This window comes from Brevundimonas sp. AJA228-03, from assembly GCF_017795885.1.
GTDB lineage: Bacteria > Pseudomonadota > Alphaproteobacteria > Caulobacterales > Caulobacteraceae > Brevundimonas.
The window spans coordinates 2,004,991-2,026,371 of sequence record NZ_CP059297.1; the positions used below are offsets into that span (position 1 = coordinate 2,004,991).

Here is a 21,381-nt window from a genome sequence, read left to right on the forward strand (position 1 = left end):
AGGGGAGTGGTGTCAATGGCCCTGCCATCGCGTTGCCAAGGTTCGCCTGCACGGGCTACAGCAGACCGCCCCACGCAAGGACCGACCAATGCGCCTGTCGCGCTATTTCCTGCCCACGCTCAAAGAGGCGCCCAGCGACGCCCAGATCGTTTCGCACCAGCTGATGCTGCGCGCCGGCATGATCAAACAGGAGGCCGCCGGCATCTATGCCTGGTTGCCTCTGGGCCTGCGCGTCCTGAACCGGATCGAGCAGATCGTGCGCGAGGAACAGGAGCGGGCAGGGGCGGTCGAACTGTTGATGCCGACGCTGCAACTGGCCGATCTATGGCGCGAATCGGGGCGGTACGACGCCTATGGCCCGGAGATGCTGCGCATCACTGACCGGCACGAGCGTGAGCTGCTGTATGGCCCCACCAACGAGGAGATGATCACCGACATCTTCCGGGGCTTCGTGAAGTCGTACAAGTCGCTACCGTTGAACCTTTTCCACATCCAGTGGAAATTTCGCGACGAGCGTCGGCCCCGCTTCGGCGTCATGCGCGGACGCGAGTTCCTGATGAAGGATGCCTATTCCTTCGATATCGACGAGGCGGCGGCGCGGCGCGCCTACAACCGCATGTTCGTGGCCTATCTGAACACCTTCGCCCGGATGGGTCTGAAGGCCGTGCCGATGCGTGCCGACACGGGTCCGATCGGCGGCGACCTGAGCCACGAGTTCATCGTCCTGGCCGATACCGGCGAAAGCCAGGTCTTCTGCGACAAGGCCCTGGTCGAAATGTCGGCCCCCGGTCCCGACGTCGACTGGAACGACCTGCAGGCCATCGTCGACGGCCGCACCTCCCTTTATGCCGCCACCGAGGAAATGCACGACGCGGCCCAGTTCGAGAGCCAGACGGCGGAGGGCGATCGCCTGACCGCGCGCGGCATCGAGGTCGGCCATATCTTCTATTTCGGCACCAAATATTCGGCCCCGATGAAGGCGAAGGTCGCCGGACCGGACGGCCAGGACACCGAGGTCCACATGGGCTCCTATGGCGTCGGGGTGTCGCGTCTGCTGGGCGCGATCATCGAGGCCAGCCATGATGACGCCGGTATCATCTGGCCGGACGCCGTGGCCCCGTTCGACGTGGTCGTCATCAACCTGCGCGCCAACGATCCGGGCGTCTGCGAGGCCTGTGAGGCCGCGGTCGAGGCCCTGGAGGCCGCCGGCAAGTCGGTCCTCTATGACGACACCGACGAGCGGCCAGGCGGCAAGTTCGCGACCGCCGACCTGATCGGCATTCCCTGGCAGCTGACCATCGGGCCCAAGGGCGTGGCCGAGGGCGTGGTCGAGCTGAAACGCCGGGCCTCCGGCGAGAAGTCGACCCTGCCTCTGGATCAGGCGATGGAGCGCATCGGTTGACCACGACGCCGCTCGACGCGCCGCCCAGACCCGCCGGGGCTTTTTCCACCTGGGAGATCGGTCTCGCGCTTCGCTATCTGCGGGCCAGGCGCAAGGAGGGCGGGGTCGCGACCATCGCCATCATCAGCTTCGTCGGCATCATGCTGGCCGTCGCGGTCCTGATCAGCGTGATGAGCATCATGGCCGGGTTCCGCACGGAACTGCTGGGCCGGATGCTGAGCTTCAATGGGCATATGTATGTCCAGGGCCAGGTGCTGAGTGCCCCGGATCGCGACGCGGTCGTCGCGCGGCTGAAGGCCGTTCCGGGCGTCCGGAGCGTCAGCCCGCTGACCGAGTCCCAGGCCCTGATTATCGCAGGCGGCCAGACGACCGGCGGTGTGGTGCGCGGTCTTCGTTCTGAGGATCTGGACACCATGCAATATGTGTCCTCCAGCCTGTCGCCCCAGGCCAGGGCCAGCTTCGGCCAGGGTGCCTATGGCGGCGACAATGTCCTGATCGGGCAGGCCCTGGCCGACCAGCTGGGTCTGCGCGTCGGAGACCCGATCCAGATCTATTCGCCGACCGGCGCGGACTCGGCGTTCGGCAATCTGGGCGGCCTGTCCAAGACCTATCGCGTCGGCGGGATGTATTCGTCGGGCACTGCCGACTATGACCGCATCTTCATCTTCATGCCGCTGGAGCAGGCCCAGCTGTTCTTCGGCAAGGAGGGCCTCTGGGACGTGATCGAGATGAAGGTCGCCGAACCCGATCGGGTCGGTGAATACATCGCGCCCGTTCGCGCCGCCGCCGGACCCGGTGCCTTCGTCATGGACTGGCGCGATCGTCTGGCCGCCTTCTGGGGCGCGTTGAAGGTCGAGCGGGCGGCCATGTCGATCATCCTCGGCCTTGTCGTCGCCATCGCGGCCATGAACATCATTTCCGGCATCGTGATGCTGGTGAAGAACAAGGGGCGCGATATCGCCATCCTGCGCACCATCGGGGCCAGTCCGGCGTCGATCCTGCGCATCTTCTTCATGGCGGGCGCGACCATCGGTGTTGCCGGAACGCTGGCGGGCCTGACCCTGGGTCTGCTGTTCTGCCTGAACATTGGCGCGATCCAGCATTTCCTGGAGGCCATCACAGGCGTGCAGCTGTTCAACGCCGACGTCTATATGCTCGACGCCATACCGGCCGAAGTGGATCCCGTGGATGTGTTCTGGGTCGCGCTCTGGTCGCTGATCATGAGCTGCGTGGCCAGCCTGCCGCCGTCGTGGTCGGCCTCGCGCATCGATCCGGTCGAGGCCCTGCGTTATGAGTAGTCCCGTCCTCAGCCTGCGCGGGATCACCCGCACCTATACGACCGGTCAGGGCGAACTGACGGTGCTGAAGGGCGTCGACCTCGACATCCATCCGGGCGAGCTGGTCGGGCTGATCGGGCCGTCGGGCTCGGGCAAGTCGTCCCTGCTGCATGCCGCCGGCCTGCTGGAACGGCCGACCTCGGGCGAGGTTCGCATCGACGGCGAGGATGTCGGCAGCCTCGACGAACGCGCCCGCACGCGGCTGCGCTTGTCGCGGATCGGCTTCGTCTATCAGTTCCACCACCTGCTGGCGGAGTTCGACGCACGCGACAACGTGGCCCTGCCGATGCGGATCGCCGGCTATTCGGAGACGGAGGCCCGCACCCGTGCCGAGGCGGCCCTGGGCTCTCTGGGTCTGGCCGAGCGCATCCTGCACCAGCCGGCGCAGATGTCGGGCGGGGAGCAGCAGCGGGTGGCGCTGGCCCGTGCCCTGGCCAACAGCCCGCGCCTGCTTCTGGCCGACGAGCCGACCGGCAACCTCGACCCGACCACCAGCCAGACGGTGTTCGAGGCCCTGCAGAAACGGGTCAAGGACACCGGCGTTGCCGCCCTGATCGCCACCCACAACATGGCGCTGGCCGGCCACATGGACCGGGTCTTCGCCCTGAAGGACGGCCATCTGGAAGAACGCCAGGCCGAAAGCCGGGAATACTGATCGGACGCAGGGAGGCTTCGATGGACGACCTGCAACGGGCCTACGATCTTCGGCACCGGTCCGACCGGGCCCGACTGGAAGGGCGGTTCGTCGAGGCGCTGGGGGAGGCCACCGAGGCGGTTGCCCTCTATGCCGACCTGCCGGACCGGGCGCTGGACCTTGCGAATGCCCTGCGGTTGAAGGCCCTGGCCCTCGATGCGCTCGACCAGCCCGGTCAGGCCATCGTCAATTGGAGCGAGGCCAGGCGACTGTACGCAGACCTCGGGATCGCCGAGGGTGTGACCGAATGCGACGCGCGTCTGGCAATGTGACGCTTCACCTGTGAGCCGGTTGGTCCTAAGACCGCCGCATGACCTCCGAAGATGTCCTGAACGAGTTCCGCTCCGCCGGTGCCCTGCGCGAGGGGCATTTCGTGCTGTCCTCCGGCCTGCACAGCCCGGTCTTCCTGCAGAAGAACCTGGTCTTCATGGATGCCCGCCGTTGCGAGCGGCTCTGCAAGGCCCTGGCCGAGAAGATCACCGCCACCGTCGGGCCCGTCGAGGTCGCCATCTCACCCGCCGTGGGCGGCATCATCCCGGGCTATGAGACCGCGCGTCATCTGGGTGTCCCGTCGATGTATGTCGAACGCGAGGGCGGCACGTTCAAACTCCGGCGCGGCTTCCACGTCGAGCCGGGCCAGAAGGTGGTGATGGTCGAGGACATCGTGACCACGGGCCTGTCCAGCCGCGAATGCATCGCCGCCATCCGCGAGGCGGGCGGGGATGTCGTGGCCGCCGCCTGTATCGTCGACAGGTCCGGCGGTCGCGCCGATGTCGGTGTGCCCCTGGTCGCCCTGGCCACGCTGGATGTGCCGGCCTATGCCGCAGACGCCCTGCCGCCCGAACTCGCGGCCCTGCCCGTCGAGGATCCGGGCAGTCGCAGGCTGTCGAAATGAGCGAACGCATCCGCCTCGGCGTCAACATCGACCATGTCGCGACCGTCCGGAACGCGCGCGGCGGCCTCTATCCCGATCCCGTCCGGGCCGCTCGAGAGGCGCTCGAGGCCGGAGCCGACGGCATCACCGCCCACCTGCGTGAGGACCGTCGCCATATCTCGGATGCCGACATCGACCATCTGTCGGCCGTGCTGCGCGATCAGGACCGACCGCTGAACCTCGAGATGGCCGTGACCCAGGAGATGCTGGCCATCGCCCTGCATCACCGACCCCATGCCGTATGCCTGGTGCCTGAAAAGCGCGAGGAGCGGACGACCGAGGGCGGCCTCGACGTCGTGGGCGGCCACAACTGGATCACACCCGTGGTCGGGCGTCTGAACGACGCCGGGTCGCGCGTATCCCTGTTCATCGGGGCCGACCCGGTCCAGATCGAAGCGGCTTATCGGACCGGGGCGGCCGTGGTGGAGCTGCATACCGGCGCCTATTGCGACGCCGTGCGCGACGGCAGGCCGGACGATGCCGAACGCGAGCTGATCGCCCTGAAGGCGGGTGCGTCCCAGGCCCGGGCTCTGGGGCTGGAGGTCCATGCCGGGCATGGCATCGACTACGAGACCGTCGCCGCCGTCGCTGCGATCCCCGAGATCATGGAGCTGAACATCGGCCATTTCCTGATCGGGGAGGCGATCTTCGTCGGACTGGGGTCGGCGATCGGGCGGATGCGGGCCCTGATGGACGAGGCGCGGGCACCGGAGCCGGCCCGGTGATCATCGCCGCATGATTATCGGGGTGGGCGCGGACCTGTCGGACATCCGGCGCATCCAGGCGTCGATCGACCGTTTCGGTGACCGCTTCAGGAACCGGTGCTTCACCGCGATCGAACGCGCCCGGTCGGAGCGCAAGCCCGACGCGGCCTGGAGCTATGCCAAGCGGTTCGCGGCCAAGGAGGCCTGTGCCAAGGCGCTGGGCACCGGGATGCGCCGTGATGTCTACTGGAAGGACATGGGGGTGGTGAATCTGCCCTCCGGCCAGCCGACCCTGGCCCTGACCGGAGCGGCGGCCGACCACCTGGCGCGGTTGACGCCGCCGGGTCACAGCGCGCACATTCATCTGACGCTGTCCGACGAACACCCCTATGCACTCGCCTTCGTGGTGATCGAAGCCTTGCCGATGGCGTAATCGATATATACGCGTGCGAAGAGGACGCCGCACCGCGCGGCCGGGGACAGGCTTTCAGACGATGAGCGAAGAGATCAAGCACGACCCGCACGCGGACGAGCCGCACGAGGCCGCCGTCCCGACGCCACATGAGGCCGCGGTTCCGACGCCGGACGTGCCGGTCGGACCGGTCGAAGAGGCCGCTGCGCCGATGGACCCCGCGCCCGAACATCACGCGGCCGAAGATCATGCGCCCGAACATCACGCGCCCGAAGATCACGCGGCCGAAGATCACGCGGCCGAAGATCACGCGGCCGAAGATCACGCACCTGAGCATCACGCACCCGAGACGACCGAGGAGGCCTTCGCAGCGTCCGAAAGCGACGCACCCGAGGCCCTTGAGGCGCACCACGAGGCGGTGGGCGAGCCCGAGGCTCCTGCCGAACCGGAACCGGTCATCGCAGAGCCTTCCGCCGAACCGACTCCCGTAGCCGAGGCACCCGTCGAACCGGTCGCCGCCGAGCCCGTGACCTCGTCTTACGTGCCCCGCCCGATCTGGAGCGATCAGGGCGATGCACCGTTCGACGACCGCAAGGAAAAGATTCCCGCTGCGGCCCGCGTCGCGGCCCGGGATGACGACGAGGGCGGCTCGGCCGGCTCCGAGACCCTTGAAATCATCAAGACCATCGTCGTGGCCCTGGCCATCGCCTTCGTCTTGCGTGTGTTGCTGTTCCAGCCCTTCACCATCCCCTCGGCCTCGATGGAGCCGAACCTCTACGAGGGCGACTACATCATCGTGTCCAAGTGGGCCTATGGCTATTCCAGGTTCTCGTCGGGCTTGCCGGTCAACCTGCCGCTCGGCGATGACCGGGTTCTGGGCCGTGCGCCGAACCGTGGCGACATCGTCGTGTTCAAGCTGCCGCGCGACGACAAGACCGACTACATCAAGCGGGTGATCGGCCTGCCCGGCGACAAGATCCAGATGATCGCCAACAAGCTCTACATCAACGGCACGCCGGTCCAGGACGTGACCGTGGGCGCGGCAGAGGTCGCCGACGTCTTCGGCCCGCGTCCGGTGACGGAGGTCCGCGAGACCCTGCCCAACGGCAAGACCTTCATGACCCAGGATTTCGGTCCCGGCGGCGATCTGGACGACACGGGCGTCTATGAGGTTCCGGTCGGCTACTATTTCATGATGGGCGACAACCGCGACAACTCGATCGACAGCCGTGTGCAGCAGTCCGCCGGTGTGGGTCTGGTGCCGGACGAAAATCTGGTCGGCAAGGCCGAGATCATCATGTTCTCCTGGTCGCCGGGTGCCTCCCTGTGGAACCCCGTCAGCTGGTTCCAGAACATCCGCTTGAGCCGCTTCTTCAAGATCCTCGACTGATGGCGAATGCCCGCGCCGATGCGGTGGCCGCTCTGGTCGACCGCATCGGCTACGTCTTCCGCGACCCCGCCCTGCTGGAGCGGGCCCTGACCCATTCCAGCGTGGGGGAGGGGGCCGACAAGGCCGCGGGCAAGCCCGCGCGGCACAACGAACGGCTGGAGTTCCTGGGCGACCGGGTGCTGGGTCTGCTGGTCGCGCAGCGTCTTCACGACGACTTCCCGGCGGCAGACGAGGGCGAGCTGTCCTCGCGCCTGCACGCCCTGGTCGACAAACACGCCTGCGGCCGGGTGGGTGAAGCCCTCGGGATCGGCGAGGCCCTTCGCCTGTCGCCCGGCGAGACCCGGACCGGCGGCCGCCGCAAGGAAGGCGTCGTGGCCGATGCGGTCGAGGCCCTGCTGGCCGCGGTATTCCTGGATGGGGGCCTCGATTCGGCCCGCGCGATGTTCGACCGGGCCTGGGCCCGGGAACTGTCCTCGCCTGCCCCGCGTGCCCTGAACAATCCGAAGTCCGCGCTGCAGGAGTGGGCCCAGGGGCAGGGCCGCCCCCTGCCGGCCTATCGCGTGGCGTCCCGGACCGGTTCCGACCATGCCCCGACGTTCACGGTCGAGGTTTCCATCGAGGGCGTCGAACCCTTGACCGCCGCGGGGCGTTCGCGTCAGGACGCGGAAAAGGCGGCCGCGACCGCATTGCTGCAGCGAGAAGGCGTGATTTGACCGAACCCCAGAACCCCCGCGCGGGCTTCGCCGCCATCATCGGCGCGCCCAATGCCGGCAAGTCCACCCTGGTGAACCGGCTGACGGGGTCCAAGGTCTCCATCGTCACCCAGAAGGTCCAGACCACCCGCTTTCCCGTGCGCGGCATCGCCATGGAGGGCGAGGCCCAGATCGTTCTGGTGGACACGCCCGGCATCTTCACCCCGCGCCGCCGGCTGGATCGCGCCATGGTCGCTTCGGCCTGGGGCGGGGCCCAGGACGCCGATGTCGTCGTCCATCTGATAGACGCCGCCTCGCACATCGCCTCCGAGGGCAAGGACGGTCAGGCCGCTGACCGCCGCTCGGCCGAGGACACCGAGACCATCATCGCCAATCTGAAGGCGACCGACACCCAGGTCATCCTGGCGCTCAACAAGATCGACGGCATGCGCCGCGACACCCTGCTGGCCCTGTCCCACGCCCTGTTCGAAACGGGCGTCTATTCCGAGGTCTATATGATCTCGGCCCTGTCCGGCGACGGGGTCGACGACCTGAAGCAGCGGCTGGCCCTGTCCATGCCCGAAGGGCACTGGCTCTATCCCGAGGACCAGTCCGCCGATGTGCCGATCCGCGTCCTGGCCGCCGAGATCACCCGGGAGAAGGTCTATCTGCGCGTCCACGAAGAACTGCCCTATTCCGCGGCGGTCGAGACCACGGCCTTCGACGAGAAGGCCGATGGCTCCGCCCGCATCGAACAGACCATCTACGTCGAGCGCGAGAGCCAGCGGCCCATCGTGCTGGGCAAGGGCGGGCAGACCCTGAAGTGGATCGGCCAGAAGTCGCGCGAGGAACTGACCGAGCTGCTGGATCGCCCGGTCCATCTGTTCCTCACGGTCAAGGTCGATCCGAAATGGCAGGACAGCCGGGCGCTCTATGCCCAGTTCGGCCTGGACTTCGACGTCTAGCCTGCCGCTCGCGCAGAGTTGAGCGCGGAAACGCCCGTCGGGGGTGACGAATCGTGCGGAGCCGTTACCAAGCCTGATGTTCCACGTTCCGCGTACGTCGGGGGCTCGTCCCCGCCTCATCCTCGGCCTGATCGGCGTGGTTCTGCTGGTGGGCGGTGCCGCCCTGGCTGCGGCCCTGATGGCACGGCCAGTGCCCACGCCGTCGTCCGATCGGGCCGCTCTGCCCGAACGCCCGCCTGTCGCGGTCGTCGAGTCGCTGCCGCTGCTCGCGTCTCGCCTTCAGGCCGAGGCAGGGGCCGGTCGGTTCATGGGGGCCGTCCTGGTGGCGCGCGGCGACCGGGTGCTGTTCCGACAGGCCTACGGCCCTGCCGACGTCGCCACAGGCGCACCCAACCGGATCACGTCCCGGTTCCGCCTGGCATCGGTCTCGAAACAGTTCACGGCGGCCGCCCTCCTGAAACTGCAGGACGAGGGCAGGCTGTCGATCGGCGATCCGGTCTGCAAATGGATCCAGCCGTGTCCCGTCGCCTGGGGCCCCATCCGGCTCAGCCATCTGTTGTCGCACACCTCCGGCATCCCGGACCTGATGGCGCGACCCGGCTGGGGCGATCGCCGGGTCACGCCAGCGGCGCTGGACGAACTGACTGAGGAGTCAAAGGGATTCGACCTGTCGTTCACACCGGGATTAAAGCTTTCCTATAACAATGCCGGGTTCAACCTGGCCGCCGCCGTCGTCGAGAAGGCCAGTGGCATGGCCTTTCCGGACTATCTGCGGACGACCTTCTTCGAGCCGCTCGGCATGAAGGACACGGGGTTCGACGATGACAGCGATCTCGGCATCGTCACCGGCCATGCGACCTTTCCGGCCGGGCTGACGGCCCAGCGCCAGCCGAACGTGTCGATCGTGGCCGGTGCGGGTGCGCTGTATTCGACGCTCGACGACATGCTGGTCTGGGAGTGGGCGCTGCATGGCGGCCATGTGCTGACGCCTTTCAGCTATGCCCAGATGATCGCCGACCACGCCCCGGCGGATCAGCCGAGGGACAGGAACGGCTTGCCCCGACGGGAATGGGGGTACGGCCTGATGGCCAATCGCCTCGGCCAGCGGGTGACGCCGGCCTTTCAGGACCGGGAAATCTATCACACCGGCAGCTGGTCAGGCTTTCGCAACCTGGTGACCTGGCAGCCGGACGCCCGGGTCGCGGTGATTGTGCTGTCGAACAACTACCACCAGCAGCCCGAGGTCCTGCTGATTTCGCAGCAAGGGATGGCCGAGGCGCTCGGGCACCCCTTCCCGACCGCCCTGGCCGATTAGGTTGCCGCTCCCGGCTTCCAGTCGGCGGCCGGCGAGACGTTGACCATCCAGGGAATGCCGAACTGGTCGGTCAGGGTGCCGAAGCCGGGCGTCCAGAACATCTCCGAGAACGCCATGGCGACCGTGCCGCCCTCGGACAGAGCCTCGAACACCCGGCGGGCTTCCTCGACACTGTCGGTATGGAGGGTGACGTCAAAGCCGTTCCTGGGCTCATTGATCTTCGTGGCCCAGTCCGAATGCATGTCCGAACCCATCAGGGCCTGATCTCCGACCTGCAGCCAGCAGTGCATCAGCCAGTCCTTCATGGCGGCCGGCACCTCCATCCCCGGCGGACCGTCGCCGTAGGTCATGGCAGCCGTAATCTCGCCGCCCAGGACCCGGGCGTAGAATTCGAAGGCTTCCCGGCAATTTCCGGCGAAGCTCAGGCTGGTCACGAGTTTCATTCTGGTCTCCTCGGCGTGTTGTCCGTCGGGATGGATGGCGAGCCAGGCCTCCAGCCGGTCCATGGTCGAGGTCCAGCCATGGGTGTGGCCGGCCAGACTTCGTTCGGACTTCAGGCCCTCGTGGGTGAAGTCCATCCGGGTGCGGCCGTCGGCGGTCTCGTGCAGATCGACGGTCACCAGCGTCTCTGCGGGCGGACCGTCTTCGTGGCTCTCGTCCCATCTGAAGGTAAAGACCAGTCGTCGGGGTTCGTCGATCTCGCGATAGTGTCCCCCCTGCCAGAGGTCCTCGTCGGTCTCGACGGACCGGAGGCAGGCCCGCCATGGTCCGCCCACCCGCAGGTCGTTGGTTCCCGAGACCATGGGCCATTCGACCGGACCCAGCCATTGGACCCGCATCTCGGGCCGGGTCCAGGCGGCCCAGACCAGAGGACGCGGCGCATCGAACACGCGCGTCATGTCGAGGCGGTGCGGCAGCAGAGCCGGCAGGTCGGGAAGGGTGGTTTCAGACATCGACATCCGGGCGCTCACAGCGTCTTGAGCAGGTCGGTCAGTTGATCGGCGGCTGCGTTCCACCCGGCCTCAAAACCCATCGCCTCATGCTGCTTCATCGTTTCGACGTTCCAGTGGCGCGCCACGGCGACATAGTCTGTGCCCCCATCGGCCGCGGGTGCCAGGGTCACCTCGGCGACCATGAACGGAAGCCCGGTCGGTCGCCAGTCGGGCGTGAAGGCGTCGGTCGTCACCAGTCTGCGGTTCGGCTCGATCGCGAGGATCACGCCCGAGTTCGGCATGACCTCACCGTCGGGTCCGTTCATCACCGTGTTAAAGACGCCGCCGGGGCGCGGGTCGATGACGGCCTCCGAGACGAACCAGGGCCTGGGGCAGAACCATTGTTTCAGCAGGTCGGGGGTGATCCAGGCCTGCCACACGTTTTCGGGGGGCGCATCGAAGTGGCGCTTCAGCGTCAGGTCGAAGCCGTTGGGCTCGCCCGGCGTATGGCAGGGGTTGTCAGTTTCGTGGGCCATCGGGGTCTCCCTTCTGGATCTTCTGCAGGTAGGTTTCGAGCCGGTCGAAGCTGGAGTCCCAGTATCGACGATAGTGTTCCAGCCATTCGGCGACACTTTTCAGCGCCATCGGTTCCAGCCGCGCGGGTCGCCATTGCGCTTCCCGCCCGCGCGAAATCAGGCCCGCTTTTTCCAGAACCTTCAGGTGCTTGGAAACGGCCGGTAAACTCATGTCGAAAGGCGCGGCGAGATCGTTCACGCTGGCCTCGCCCTCGGCCAGACGCGCCAGGATGGCCCGACGGGTGGGGTCAGCCAGGGCGGCGAACCGGGCGGAGAGGAGATCGGGCTGCATGTCGGCGTTTCGTGTTGAACTGATCGGTTAAGTGCGCCCGTCGCCAACTGTTGTCAACCGAGCGGTTAAATGAAACCCGGGGAAGGCCGTGGCCCTGGCACCGTTCTGGCCGGTTCTCCGAGCCGGAGACGGCCCCTGCGAGCCGTCGTTCTGAACGGCACCCTCAAGCCATCGCCGGACTCGTCGTCGACCGGAATCCTCACCCGGGCGATCACCCCAAAGACCTGTCCGGTTCCGGAAGGCGGCGAGTAGGGCTAGGAAGGGCATTTCTATCCGGAGGTGCCCATGTCCCTTGTCCTCGCAGCCCTCGCCGCCCTGACCGTTCGATCCGCGACGCCGGAGGCCGAGGTCGCGGCCGTCCTCGATGCGCTGAACGTCGCCTCGGCCGCGGCCGACGCAGATGCCTATTTCGCACTCTATGCGCCCGATGCCCGCTTCGTCGGGACGGACGCCGGCGAACACTGGACGCTGGACGAGCTGCGCGGCTATGTCGGTCCCTATTTCGCGCGCGGCCAAGGCTGGTCGTATCCTGCGACGTCGCGGGTCGTCACGATCGCGCCGATCGAATGCCGCTGCATCGCCTGGTTCGAGGAACAGCTGACCAACGACACCTATGGCCGCACGCGGGGGTCGGGCGTCATGCGCCTGACCGACGGCGGCTGGAAGATCGAGCAATACGTCCTCAGCCTCGCCGTCCCGAACGATCTGGCCAGCCCCATCGCCCGCATCATCAGGACGTACGAGGCGGCGAAGGAAGCCCCGGCCCCCTGATGGAGTTCCACGAAGACGCCTTCGTCCTGTCGGCGCGGTCCCATGGCGATACGGGCGTCGTCGTCGACCTGCTGACCGAGACCCACGGACGGCATGCCGCCTATGTGGCCGGAGGGGCGTCGCGCCGGATGAAGCCCTTCCTGCAGGCCGGTGCGCGGGTCATCGCCGACTACCGGGCCCGGACTGCCGATCATCTGGGGTCGGCGCGGCTGGAACCGGTGGGGGAGGGACCGAGCGCCCTGTTCGACGATAGCCTGGCCCTGACGGGCCTCGCGGCCGCCGCGGCTGTCGCCCAGGGCGCCCTGCCGGAGCGCGAGCCGCATCCCGGGGCCTTCCTGGCATTCGAAGCCCTGATGTCGGCCTTCCGGATCCCGTCGGTCTGGCCGGCGATCTTCGTGCGGTTCGAGGCGGGGCTGCTGGAGGATCTGGGGTTCGGGCTCGATCTGTCGCGCTGTGCCGTCACCGGTTCGATGGGCGATCTGATCTGGGTCAGCCCCCGCACCGGCCGGGCCGTCAGTTCGGACGCCGGTGCACCCTATGCTGACAAGTTGTTGAAACTACCGCCCTTCATGCTTGGTGCCCAGGCCGGATTGCGGGACGGCGACGTGCGCGCCGGTCTGGACCTGACCGGGCATTTCCTGGAGCAGTTCGTCTTCCATCCCCAGAACCGGCCACTCCCGGAGGCGCGGGTCTGGATGATCGACAAGCTGGCAGAGCAGGGCCGTCTTTAGGGGCTAGACTGCCGGGTCAAACCAGCCGATTCGCAATCCATGACCCTCCACTCTCCCCCGCCCGAAGGCGGCCGTATCGTCGACGAACCGATGGGTGATGCGCTTTCGCGTCGCTATCTGGCCTATGCCCTGTCGACGATTACCAACCGGGCGCTGCCCGATGTGCGTGACGGGTTCAAACCCGTGCACCGTCGAATTCTTTACGCCATGCACCAGATGCGGCTGAATCCGCAGGCGGCGGCGCGCAAATGCGCCAAGGTCGTGGGCGAGGTCATGGGCGGCTACCACCCCCACGGGGACGCCTCGATCTATGATGCCCTTGTGCGCCTGGCCCAGGATTTCGCCCAGCGCTATCCGCTGGTGGACGGGCAGGGAAACTTCGGCAACATCGACGGCGATAACGCCGCGGCCATGCGCTACACCGAGTGCAAGCTGACCCCGGCGGCCATGCTTCTGATGGATGGAATCGATCAGGATTCCGTAGACTTCCGTCCGACCTATGACGATCAGGATGAAGAACCGACGGTCCTGCCGGCCGGCTTCCCCAACCTGCTGGCCAATGGATCGTCCGGCATCGCCGTGGGCATGGCGACCTCGATCCCGCCACACAATGTCGGAGAGCTGATCGACGCCTGTCTGGTCCTTCTGGACAGGCCCGAGACGACCACGGCGGAGCTGACCGGGATCGTGCCGGGGCCGGATTTTCCCACGGGCGGCGTGGCGGTCGAGGGGCAGGCCTCGATCCTCGACGCCTATGAGACCGGACGCGGCGGGGTGCGTCTGCGCGCCCGATGGGAGCGCGAGCCGCTGGAGCGGGGCGGCTACCAGATCGTCATCACCGAGGTGCCGTATCAGGTCCAGAAATCACGACTGATCGAGGCCCTGGCCGAGCTGATCGAACAGAAGAAGGCCCCCCTGCTGGGGGACGTGCGCGATGAGTCCGCCGAGGACATCCGCATCGTGCTCGACCCCAGGAGCCGCAACATCGATGCCGACAGCCTGATGGAGAGCCTGTTCCGTCTGTCGGACCTGGAGGTCCGTTTCCCCGTCAATATGAATGTGCTGGACGCCACGGGCACGCCGCGCGTCATGGGGCTGAAGGCCTGCCTGCAGGCCTTCCTGGATCATCGGCGCGAGGTGCTGAACCGGCGCTCGGCCTGGCGGATCGAGCGGGTCGAGAAGCGGCTGCACCTTCTGGAAGGCCTGCGGATCGTCTTCCTGAACCTGGACGAGGTCATCCGCATCGTGCGCGAGGAGGAGCAGCCCAAGGCCGTCCTGATCGCCCGCTTCGGTCTGTCGGAAACCCAGGCCGATTTCATTCTCGACACCCGGCTGCGTCAGCTGGCGCGGATCGAGGAAATGACGATCGAGAACGAATACAAGGCCCTGTCCGAAGAACTGGCCTCGCTGCAGTCGCTGACATCGTCACCGGCCAAACAGTGGAAGAAGATCGGGCAGGAGCTCGCGGCGACGCGCAAGGTCACGGTTTCGCCACGCCGCACGACGATCGCCGAGGCCGTCGACGCGTCCGCCTTCGTGCCCGCCGAGGCCTTCATCCCGCGCGAGGCGATCACCGTGATCCTGTCCGAGCGCGGCTGGATCCGGGCCGTCAAGGGCAAGGTCGAGGATCCGTCCGAGCTGAAGTTCAAGGAAGGCGACGCCCTGGGCTTTCTGGTGCCGGCCTTCACGACCGACAAGCTGCTGGTCGCGGCGTCCGACGGCCGCGTCTTTACGGTGGGGGCCGACAGGCTGGCGTCCGGACGGGGCCACGGCGAGCCGCTTCGGCTGATGGTCGAGCTGGAGGAAAGCGCCGGCATCGTCGCGGTCCTCGCCCATCAGCCCGGCGCGAAGCTGCTGATCGCATCGAAGGCCGGCTATGGCTTCATCGCCCCGGAAGACGAGTTGCTGGCCCAGAAGCGCGGCGGCAAACAGGTGCTGAACGGCGAGCTGCTGGCCGCGCTCCGGGTCAACGGCGACCACATCGTCACCATCGGCGGAAATCTGAAGACCCTGATCTTCAAGGCCGAGGAGCTTCCGGAAATGGGACGCGGCAAGGGCGTGAAGCTGCAGTCGTTCAAGCAGGGCGGGCTGACAGACATCGCCCTGTTCGACGGGGCGCACGGGCCGGAATGGATCGACGGGGGCGGACGCCGTCGCAACTGGCCCGACTGGAAGGACTGGCTGGGCAAGCGCGCCGGAGCAGGGCGGATGGGACCGCGGGGCCTGCGCAAGTTCCGCTGACCCCGGCTTACCGCGATTTCACTGGCCGCACCGATCCGATCGCGCGATAATCCGGGTCTCACAGGGGCCCGTCATGACCGCCATCATCGTCGTCGTCGTCATCATCGCCGTGCTCGGATTCGTCGTGCTGGGCGGGTACAACAGGCTTGTCGCCCTGGATCAGAAGGCCGACCAGTCCTTTGCCGACATCGACGTGCAGTTGAAGCAGCGCAACGACCTGATCCCCAACCTGGTCGAGACGGTGAAAGGCTATGCCGCGCACGAGCAGGGCACGCTGAACGCGGTGACTGAGGCGCGCGCTGCCGCCGCCGGGGCCTCGACGGTCGATCAGAAGGTCAATGCCGACAACATGCTGACCGGCGCTCTGGGCAGGCTGTTCGCCGTGGCCGAGGCCTATCCGGACCTGAAGGCCAACACCAACTTCCTGGAACTGCAGCGCGAGCTGAGCGACATCGAGAACAAGCTCGCCGCCGCGCGACGTTTCTTCAACAATGCGGTGGCCGAGTTCAACGCCGTGCGGGCCCAGTTCCCGACCGTCCTGTTCGCCGGGATGTTCGGCTTCGGGAATGAAAAGCCGTTCTTCGCCGTCGATGCCACCGATCGTGCGGCCATGACCGCCGCACCGCCCCCGGTGAAGTTCTAACCCTGTATGGCCGCCGTCGGGCTGCAGACCCACATCTGGGCGAACAACACGCGTTCGACCCTGCTGCTGATCGGCTTTCCGGTCATGCTGACGCTCGTCCTGTTCGGGCTGGAGCTGGTGCTGATGGGGTTCGGCTTCCTGCCCAATTCCGGTGGGACGCTCGGCCAGGACATCGGTCTGGCCCTGTCGATGCTGGCGGGCACCATCCCCCTGGCCGTCGTCGTCGCCCTGGTCTGGTTCGCCATTGCCTGGTTCGGCAATCAGGCCATGATCGACGCCATGACCGGGGCCCGCAAGGTTGAGCGCCGGGATGAGCCTCAGCTGTATAACCTGCTGGAAAATCTTGCCATCTCGCGCGGGCTGCAGACGCCGACGCTCCGCATCATCGACAGCGACAGCCTGAACGCCTTCGCCTCCGGCATTCGCGAGGGCCACTACAGCGTGACCGTCACGCGCGGCCTGATCGCCGCCCTCGACCGGGATGAGATGGAGGCCGTCCTGGCCCACGAGCTGACGCACGTCATCAACAAGGACGTGCGGACCATGATCATCGCCTCGATCTTCGCGGGCATCATCAGCGTGCTGTGCCAGCTGGTGTTTCGTAGCCTGTTCTATGTCAGGGGCGGACGCAGCCGGGACAACAGGAACGGGGGTCTCCTGATCCTGATCGGGTTCGCCATCGCGGCCGTCGGCTATATCTTCGCCCTCGTCATCCGCATGATGCTGTCCCGGACCCGCGAATATGTCGCTGACGCGGGTTCGGTAGAACTGACCAGGAACCCCGACTCCATGATCTCGGCCCTGCGCAAGGTGTCCGGTCGATCGAAGCTCCAGGCCCCCGACGATGTGCAGGGCCTGTTTCTCGACAATGAGCGTGAGGGCTTCACCGATGCCCTGTTCGCCACCCACCCGCCGATCGAGAAGCGGATCGCAGCCCTGATCCGGTTCGCCGGCGGCCGCGACCCCGGCTCCCGGGACAATTCGGCGATCCCCTCGGCCACCACGGCGGTTCCCGTCTCCTGATTTCCGCGGGGCGAAGATTTCGAGGCCTCGCCTACGGTCAAGCTAGGATTTGTTAGGCATTTTCGGTCACGAATGGGCAACTGACTTCACGCTCAGAAGGAGCGTTCGTGTTGCTCGAACGGATGAAACCCTATTTTGTGACCGGCTTCCTGTTTCTGCTGGTCGTGTATCTGAGCGTTCAGGCCCTGACCGGTGAACGCGGTCTTCTGAGCGGGTCTGCGCGCGATGCGCGTCTGGTCCAGCGCAAGACCCAGCTGATGGCTCTGAGCGAGCAGCGTGCCGATCTCGAGGTTCGTGTTCGCTATCTGCGCACCGGCAGCCTGTCCCGGGACCTGCTAGAGGAACGCGCCAGCGCCGTGCTCGGCTTTTCGGACCCTCGCGACTATGTGGTCCAGGTCGGTACGCCGCGCGTCGGGTCGGCGACCGCCACGCGCTCCTGAACTCTTGTTACAACGGAGCTTGCGCGCTTTGCCATTGGGGAACGAAGGCTGCTACAGCCGCTTTCCGTAACGATAAGAAGCTCCGGCGGCGCGGATAGCCCGGGAGCCCATACCCGGGAGATGCCGGATGGCGAGAGCCGCCCAGAAGACCACGGACTCAAAGGCCTCGGCCAGGATTCCCAACGCCCCGACCGCGACCAGGGACGAGCTGCTCGCCTACTATCGCGAGATGGTCCTGATCCGCCGCTTCGAGGAGCGGGCAGGCCAGCTTTATGGCATGGGTCTGATCGGCGGCTTCTGCCACCTCTACATCGGCCAGGAGGCCGTTGCGGTCGGCGTTCAGGCCAACGTCAGACAGGGCCACGACAAGATCATCACCGGCTATCGCGACCACGGCCATATGCTGGCCGCGGGCATGGACCCGAAAGAGGTCATGGCCGAACTGACCGGACGCTCCGGCGGGTCGTCCAAGGGCAAGGGCGGGTCCATGCACATGTTCGACGTGCCGACCGGCTTCTATGGCGGCCACGGCATCGTGGGAGCGCAGGTCGCGCTCGGCACCGGCCTGGCCTTCGCGGGCAAGTACCGGGGCGATGACAGCGTCGCCTTCATCTATTTCGGCGACGGCGCGGCCAACCAGGGCCAGGTCTACGAAAGCTTCAACATGGCCCAGCTGTGGAAGCTGCCGGCCATCTACATCATCGAGAACAACCAGTACGCCATGGGGACCAGCATCGAACGCTCGTCCTCGACGACCGACCTGGCCCATCGCGGGGCCAGCTTCGGCATCCCCGGCGAACTGGTCGACGGCATGGACGTCCTGGCGGTCAAGGACGCGGTCGAGCGGGCGGTGAAGCGCGCGCGAGCGGGCGAGGGGCCCTTCATCCTTGAGGTGAAGACCTATCGCTATCGTGGTCATTCCATGAGCGACCCGGCCAAATACCGTTCCAAGGAGGAGGTTGACGAGGTCAAGAAGACCCGCGACCCCATCGACCACGTCAAGATGCTACTGGAGCAGGCGAAGGCCACGGAGGACGAGCTCAAGGCCATTGACGCCGAGGTGAAGGCCATCGTCGCCGAGGCCGTCCAGTTCGCCCAGGAAAGCCCCGAGCCGGATCCGTCCGAGCTCTACACCGACGTCTATGTGGAGACCCCCATCTTGGAGAACGCCCAGTGACCGACATTCTCATGCCGGCGCTGTCGCCCACGATGGAAGAAGGCACCCTGACCAAATGGCACGTCAAGGCGGGCGACACGGTCAAGGCGGGCGATGTGATCGCCGAGATCGAGACCGACAAGGCGACCATGGAGGTCGAGGCCGTCGATGAGGGCGAGATCGCCGAAATCCTCGTGGCCGAAGGCTCCGAGAACGTGAAGGTCAATACGCCGATCGCCCGGATGGCGGGAGAGGCTGGCGCGGTGGCCAGTCCCCCCTCGAACCCTGCTTCGCAGGCTTCGGTCCCCCCCGAGGGGGGACATTCCGGAACGCAATCTCCCCCCGATGAGGGGAGTCCCCGCGAAGCGGGGGAGGGGGGCTCGTCTTCCCCACCGAGGCTTGCGCTGCGCGATCCCGAAATCCCGGCCGGTGCCAAGCTGGTGAAGACGACCGTCCGCGACGCCCTGCGCGATGCCATGGCCGAAGAGATGCGCCGCGACGAGGCTGTCTTTCTGATCGGCGAGGAGGTCGCCCAGTACCAGGGCGCCTATAAGGTCAGCCGCGAACTGCTGCAGGAGTTCGGCGCCCGCCGCGTGGTCGATACCCCGATCACCGAGCACGGCTTCGCCGGTCTGGGTGTCGGCGCCGCCATGGCGGGCCTGAAGCCGATCGTCGAGTTCATGACCTTCAACTTCGCGATGCAGGCCATCGACCACATCATCAACTCGGCCGCCAAGACGCTGTACATGTCCGGCGGCCAGATCCGGGCGCCCATCGTATTCCGCGGTCCGAACGGTGCCGCCAGCCGCGTCGGGGCCCAGCACAGCCAGGACTATTCCGCCTGGTATGCCCAGGTGCCGGGCCTGAAGGTCGTCGCCCCCTATGACGCCGCCGACGCCAAGGGCCTGCTGAAATCGGCGATCCGCGACCCGAACCCTGTCGTCTTCCTCGAGCACGAGATGATGTACGGCATCGAGTTCGACGTGCCGGACGTCGAGGACTGGCTGGTTCCCATCGGCAAGGCCAGGGTCCGCCGCGAGGGTACCGACGTCACCATCACCGCCCACGCCCGCATGGTCGGCTTCGCCCTGCAGGCCGCCGAACAGCTGGAGGCCGAGGGAATCTCGGTGGAGGTCATCGATCTGCGAACCCTGCGCCCGCTGGACCATGAGACCATCGTTGAGAGCGTCAGGAAGACCAGCCGCCTGGTCTCGGCCGAGGAAGGCTGGGGTCCGATGGGCGTCGGTGCCGAGGTTGTGGCCCGGGTGATCGAACATGCCTTCGACTACCTCGATGCGCCGCCGTTGCGGGTGCATCAGGAGGATGTGCCGCTGCCCTATGCCGCCAATCTGGAAATCCTGTCGCTGCCCGGCGTCGACAAGATCGTGAAGGCGGTCAAGGCGGTGATGGCATGACCGACATCCTGATGCCCGCCCTGTCGCCCACGATGGAAGAGGGCGTCCTGGCCAAATGGCACGTCAAGGTCGGCGACACCGTCAAGGCGGGTGATGTGATCGCCGAGATCGAGACCGACAAGGCGACCATGGAGGTCGAGGCCGTCGACGAAGGCACGATCACTGCCATCCTGGTGGCCGAAGGCTCCGAGGGCGTGAAGGTCAATACGCCGATCGCCCGGCTGGCGGAGGAGGGCGGTTCGGCCGCTCCGGCTCCGAAGGCTGCCCAGTCGCCGCAACCGCAGTCTCCCCCCCTTGGGGGGAGACAGGCGGCGCAGCCGCCAGAGGGGGGCAAGTCCGAGCCCATCGCGCCCCCCTCGGCTGCTCCGCAGCCTCTCCCCCCAAGGGGGGGAGAACAGGGTGCGCGCGTCTTCGCCTCGCCGCTGGCACGGCGTCTGGCCCGGGACGCCGGTCTGGATCTGTCGACCCTGAAGGGCACGGGCCCGCACGGCCGCATCGTCAAGGCCGATGTCGAGGCCGCCGGCAAGGGCGGCGCGCGTCCGGCGGTATCGCCTGTGACGGCCGCCGCCTCGGGCATCGAGGCGCGCAAGGTTCAGTCTCTGGCCGACATGGGGATCCCCGACGGCAGCTACGACCTGATCCCGCTGGACGGCATGCGCAAGGCGATCGCGCGGCGCATGGTCGGCTCGATCCAGACCGTGCCGCACTTCCCGCTGTTCATCGACTGCGAGATCGATGCGCTGCTGGCGGCGCGCGCCAGGGTCAATACGGGCCTGGAGTCCAGGGGCATCAAGGTCTCGGTCAACGACTTCGTCATCAAGGCCGCCGCCATGGCCCTGAAGCGCGTGCCCGAGGCCAACGCCAGCTATTCGCCCGAGGGTATCGCGATGCACCACAACGCCGACGTGGCGATGGCGGTGGCGATCGACGGCGGCCTGATCACCCCGATCATATTCAAGGCCGAAACCAAATCCCTGTCCCAGATCGCTGTAGAATCGAAGGATCTGGCGAAACGCGCCCGGGACAAGAAGCTGAAGCCCGAGGAGTTCCAGGGCGGCACCTTCAGCGTCTCGAACCTCGGCATGTTCGGGATCAAGGCCTTCAGCTCGATCATCAACGAACCCCAGGGCGCGATCATGAGCGTCGGTGCGGGCGAACAACGGCCTGTGGTGAAGAACGGCCAGCTGGCCGTCGCCACGGTGATGACCGTCACCCTGACCTGCGATCACCGGGTCGTCGACGGTGCCATCGGCGCGCGCTTCCTGCAGGCGTTCAAGCCGCTGATCGAAGATCCTGTCACCATGCTGGCCTGAGAGG

At 66.8% G+C, this 21,381-nt stretch carries 23 protein-coding genes; 20 read left to right on the forward strand and 3 right to left on the reverse strand.

Features of this window, described 5'->3' with window-relative positions:
- Window positions 1-88: 88 nt before the first annotated feature.
- The 11 genes from proS to HZ989_RS10030 all read left to right on the forward strand — a co-directional run bounded on the left by proS (window position 89) and on the right by HZ989_RS10030 (window position 9,845).
- Entirely contained in the window at window positions 89-1,402 is a 1,314-nt protein-coding gene (gene proS / locus HZ989_RS09980; RefSeq protein WP_209320686.1) for a proline--tRNA ligase, read from the forward strand.
- Complete coding sequence (locus HZ989_RS09985; RefSeq protein WP_209320687.1) at window positions 1,399-2,700, forward strand: lipoprotein-releasing ABC transporter permease subunit; 1,302 nt, start codon at window positions 1,399-1,401, stop codon at window positions 2,698-2,700. The genes proS and HZ989_RS09985 overlap by 4 nt, the downstream gene beginning before the upstream one ends.
- Complete coding sequence (locus tag HZ989_RS09990) at window positions 2,693-3,394, forward strand: ABC transporter ATP-binding protein (RefSeq protein ID WP_209320688.1); 702 nt, start codon at window positions 2,693-2,695, stop codon at window positions 3,392-3,394. The genes HZ989_RS09985 and HZ989_RS09990 overlap by 8 nt, the downstream gene beginning before the upstream one ends.
- Window positions 3,395-3,414: 20 nt before the next feature.
- A complete protein-coding gene (locus HZ989_RS09995) occupies window positions 3,415-3,705 on the forward strand; it encodes a hypothetical protein (RefSeq protein ID WP_209320689.1) in 291 nt (96 codons plus the stop codon).
- A 38-nt stretch (window positions 3,706-3,743) separates the two neighbouring features.
- Window positions 3,744-4,328, forward strand: a complete 585-nt coding sequence (pyrE, locus tag HZ989_RS10000) for an orotate phosphoribosyltransferase (RefSeq protein ID WP_209320690.1) — start codon at window positions 3,744-3,746, stop codon at window positions 4,326-4,328.
- Complete coding sequence (locus HZ989_RS10005) at window positions 4,325-5,092, forward strand: pyridoxine 5'-phosphate synthase (RefSeq protein ID WP_209320691.1); 768 nt, start codon at window positions 4,325-4,327, stop codon at window positions 5,090-5,092. Before pyrE ends, HZ989_RS10005 begins: the two co-directional genes overlap by 4 nt.
- 10 nt (window positions 5,093-5,102) lie before the next feature.
- Window positions 5,103-5,504, forward strand: a complete 402-nt coding sequence (gene acpS, locus HZ989_RS10010; RefSeq protein WP_209320692.1) for a holo-ACP synthase — start codon at window positions 5,103-5,105, stop codon at window positions 5,502-5,504.
- Between the two features lie 580 nt (window positions 5,505-6,084).
- Window positions 6,085-6,873 carry a signal peptidase I gene (lepB, locus tag HZ989_RS10015; protein WP_245162524.1) on the forward strand — a complete coding sequence of 263 codons (789 nt, stop codon included), beginning with the start codon at window positions 6,085-6,087 and terminating at the stop codon, window positions 6,871-6,873.
- Entirely contained in the window at window positions 6,873-7,586 is a 714-nt protein-coding gene (gene rnc, locus HZ989_RS10020) for a ribonuclease III (RefSeq protein ID WP_209320693.1), read from the forward strand. Before lepB ends, rnc begins: the two co-directional genes overlap by 1 nt.
- A complete protein-coding gene (gene era / locus HZ989_RS10025; protein WP_209320694.1) occupies window positions 7,583-8,530 on the forward strand; it encodes a GTPase Era in 948 nt (315 codons plus the stop codon). Before rnc ends, era begins: the two co-directional genes overlap by 4 nt.
- Before the next feature lie 76 nt (window positions 8,531-8,606).
- On the forward strand, window positions 8,607-9,845 hold the full coding sequence (locus tag HZ989_RS10030) for a serine hydrolase (RefSeq protein ID WP_209320695.1): 1,239 nt from the start codon (window positions 8,607-8,609) through the stop codon (window positions 9,843-9,845).
- Here HZ989_RS10030 and HZ989_RS15200 read toward each other — a convergent pair.
- From HZ989_RS15200 to HZ989_RS10050, 3 genes are read right to left on the reverse strand one after another with little or no spacing between them, the layout of a single operon-like run.
- A complete protein-coding gene (locus HZ989_RS15200; protein WP_245162335.1) occupies window positions 9,842-10,798 on the reverse strand; it encodes an SRPBCC domain-containing protein in 957 nt (318 codons plus the stop codon). The two genes, HZ989_RS10030 and HZ989_RS15200, sit on opposite strands and share 4 nt — an antisense overlap.
- A gap of 14 nt (window positions 10,799-10,812) precedes the next feature.
- Entirely contained in the window at window positions 10,813-11,313 is a 501-nt protein-coding gene (locus HZ989_RS10045; RefSeq protein ID WP_209320696.1) for an SRPBCC family protein, read from the reverse strand.
- The gene (locus HZ989_RS10050) at window positions 11,297-11,644 is read right to left on the reverse strand and encodes a helix-turn-helix transcriptional regulator (RefSeq protein ID WP_209320697.1); all 348 of its coding nucleotides are present in this window, start codon (window positions 11,642-11,644) and stop codon (window positions 11,297-11,299) included. The genes HZ989_RS10045 and HZ989_RS10050 overlap by 17 nt, the downstream gene beginning before the upstream one ends.
- A gap of 285 nt (window positions 11,645-11,929) precedes the next feature.
- Between HZ989_RS10050 and HZ989_RS10055 the strand changes: the two genes are divergently transcribed.
- The 9 genes from HZ989_RS10055 (at window position 11,930) to HZ989_RS10095 (ending at window position 21,377) form a co-directional block, all read left to right on the forward strand.
- The gene (locus tag HZ989_RS10055; protein WP_209320698.1) at window positions 11,930-12,415 is read left to right on the forward strand and encodes a nuclear transport factor 2 family protein; all 486 of its coding nucleotides are present in this window, start codon (window positions 11,930-11,932) and stop codon (window positions 12,413-12,415) included.
- Window positions 12,415-13,146, forward strand: a complete 732-nt coding sequence (gene recO, locus HZ989_RS10060) for a DNA repair protein RecO (protein WP_209320699.1) — start codon at window positions 12,415-12,417, stop codon at window positions 13,144-13,146. The genes HZ989_RS10055 and recO overlap by 1 nt, the downstream gene beginning before the upstream one ends.
- A 39-nt stretch (window positions 13,147-13,185) precedes the next feature.
- A complete protein-coding gene (parC, locus tag HZ989_RS10065; RefSeq protein ID WP_209320700.1) occupies window positions 13,186-15,387 on the forward strand; it encodes a DNA topoisomerase IV subunit A in 2,202 nt (733 codons plus the stop codon).
- A gap of 73 nt (window positions 15,388-15,460) precedes the next feature.
- On the forward strand, window positions 15,461-16,030 hold the full coding sequence (locus HZ989_RS10070; RefSeq protein WP_209320701.1) for a LemA family protein: 570 nt from the start codon (window positions 15,461-15,463) through the stop codon (window positions 16,028-16,030).
- Between the two features lie 6 nt (window positions 16,031-16,036).
- Complete coding sequence (locus HZ989_RS10075) at window positions 16,037-17,053, forward strand: M48 family metallopeptidase (RefSeq protein ID WP_209320702.1); 1,017 nt, start codon at window positions 16,037-16,039, stop codon at window positions 17,051-17,053.
- 122 nt (window positions 17,054-17,175) lie between these two features.
- Window positions 17,176-17,493: a septum formation initiator family protein gene (locus tag HZ989_RS10080; RefSeq protein ID WP_209320703.1), complete on the forward strand. Its 318-nt coding sequence runs from the start codon at window positions 17,176-17,178 to the stop codon at window positions 17,491-17,493.
- A 127-nt stretch (window positions 17,494-17,620) separates the two neighbouring features.
- Window positions 17,621-18,670 (forward strand): pyruvate dehydrogenase (acetyl-transferring) E1 component subunit alpha, encoded by a 1,050-nt coding sequence (gene pdhA / locus HZ989_RS10085; RefSeq protein WP_209320704.1) that lies wholly within the window; start codon window positions 17,621-17,623, stop codon window positions 18,668-18,670.
- Window positions 18,667-20,064 (forward strand): pyruvate dehydrogenase complex E1 component subunit beta, encoded by a 1,398-nt coding sequence (locus HZ989_RS10090; RefSeq protein ID WP_209320705.1) that lies wholly within the window; start codon window positions 18,667-18,669, stop codon window positions 20,062-20,064. Before pdhA ends, HZ989_RS10090 begins: the two co-directional genes overlap by 4 nt.
- On the forward strand, window positions 20,061-21,377 hold the full coding sequence (locus HZ989_RS10095) for a pyruvate dehydrogenase complex dihydrolipoamide acetyltransferase (RefSeq protein ID WP_209320706.1): 1,317 nt from the start codon (window positions 20,061-20,063) through the stop codon (window positions 21,375-21,377). Before HZ989_RS10090 ends, HZ989_RS10095 begins: the two co-directional genes overlap by 4 nt.
- The last annotated feature ends 4 nt before the right edge of the window (window positions 21,378-21,381 follow it).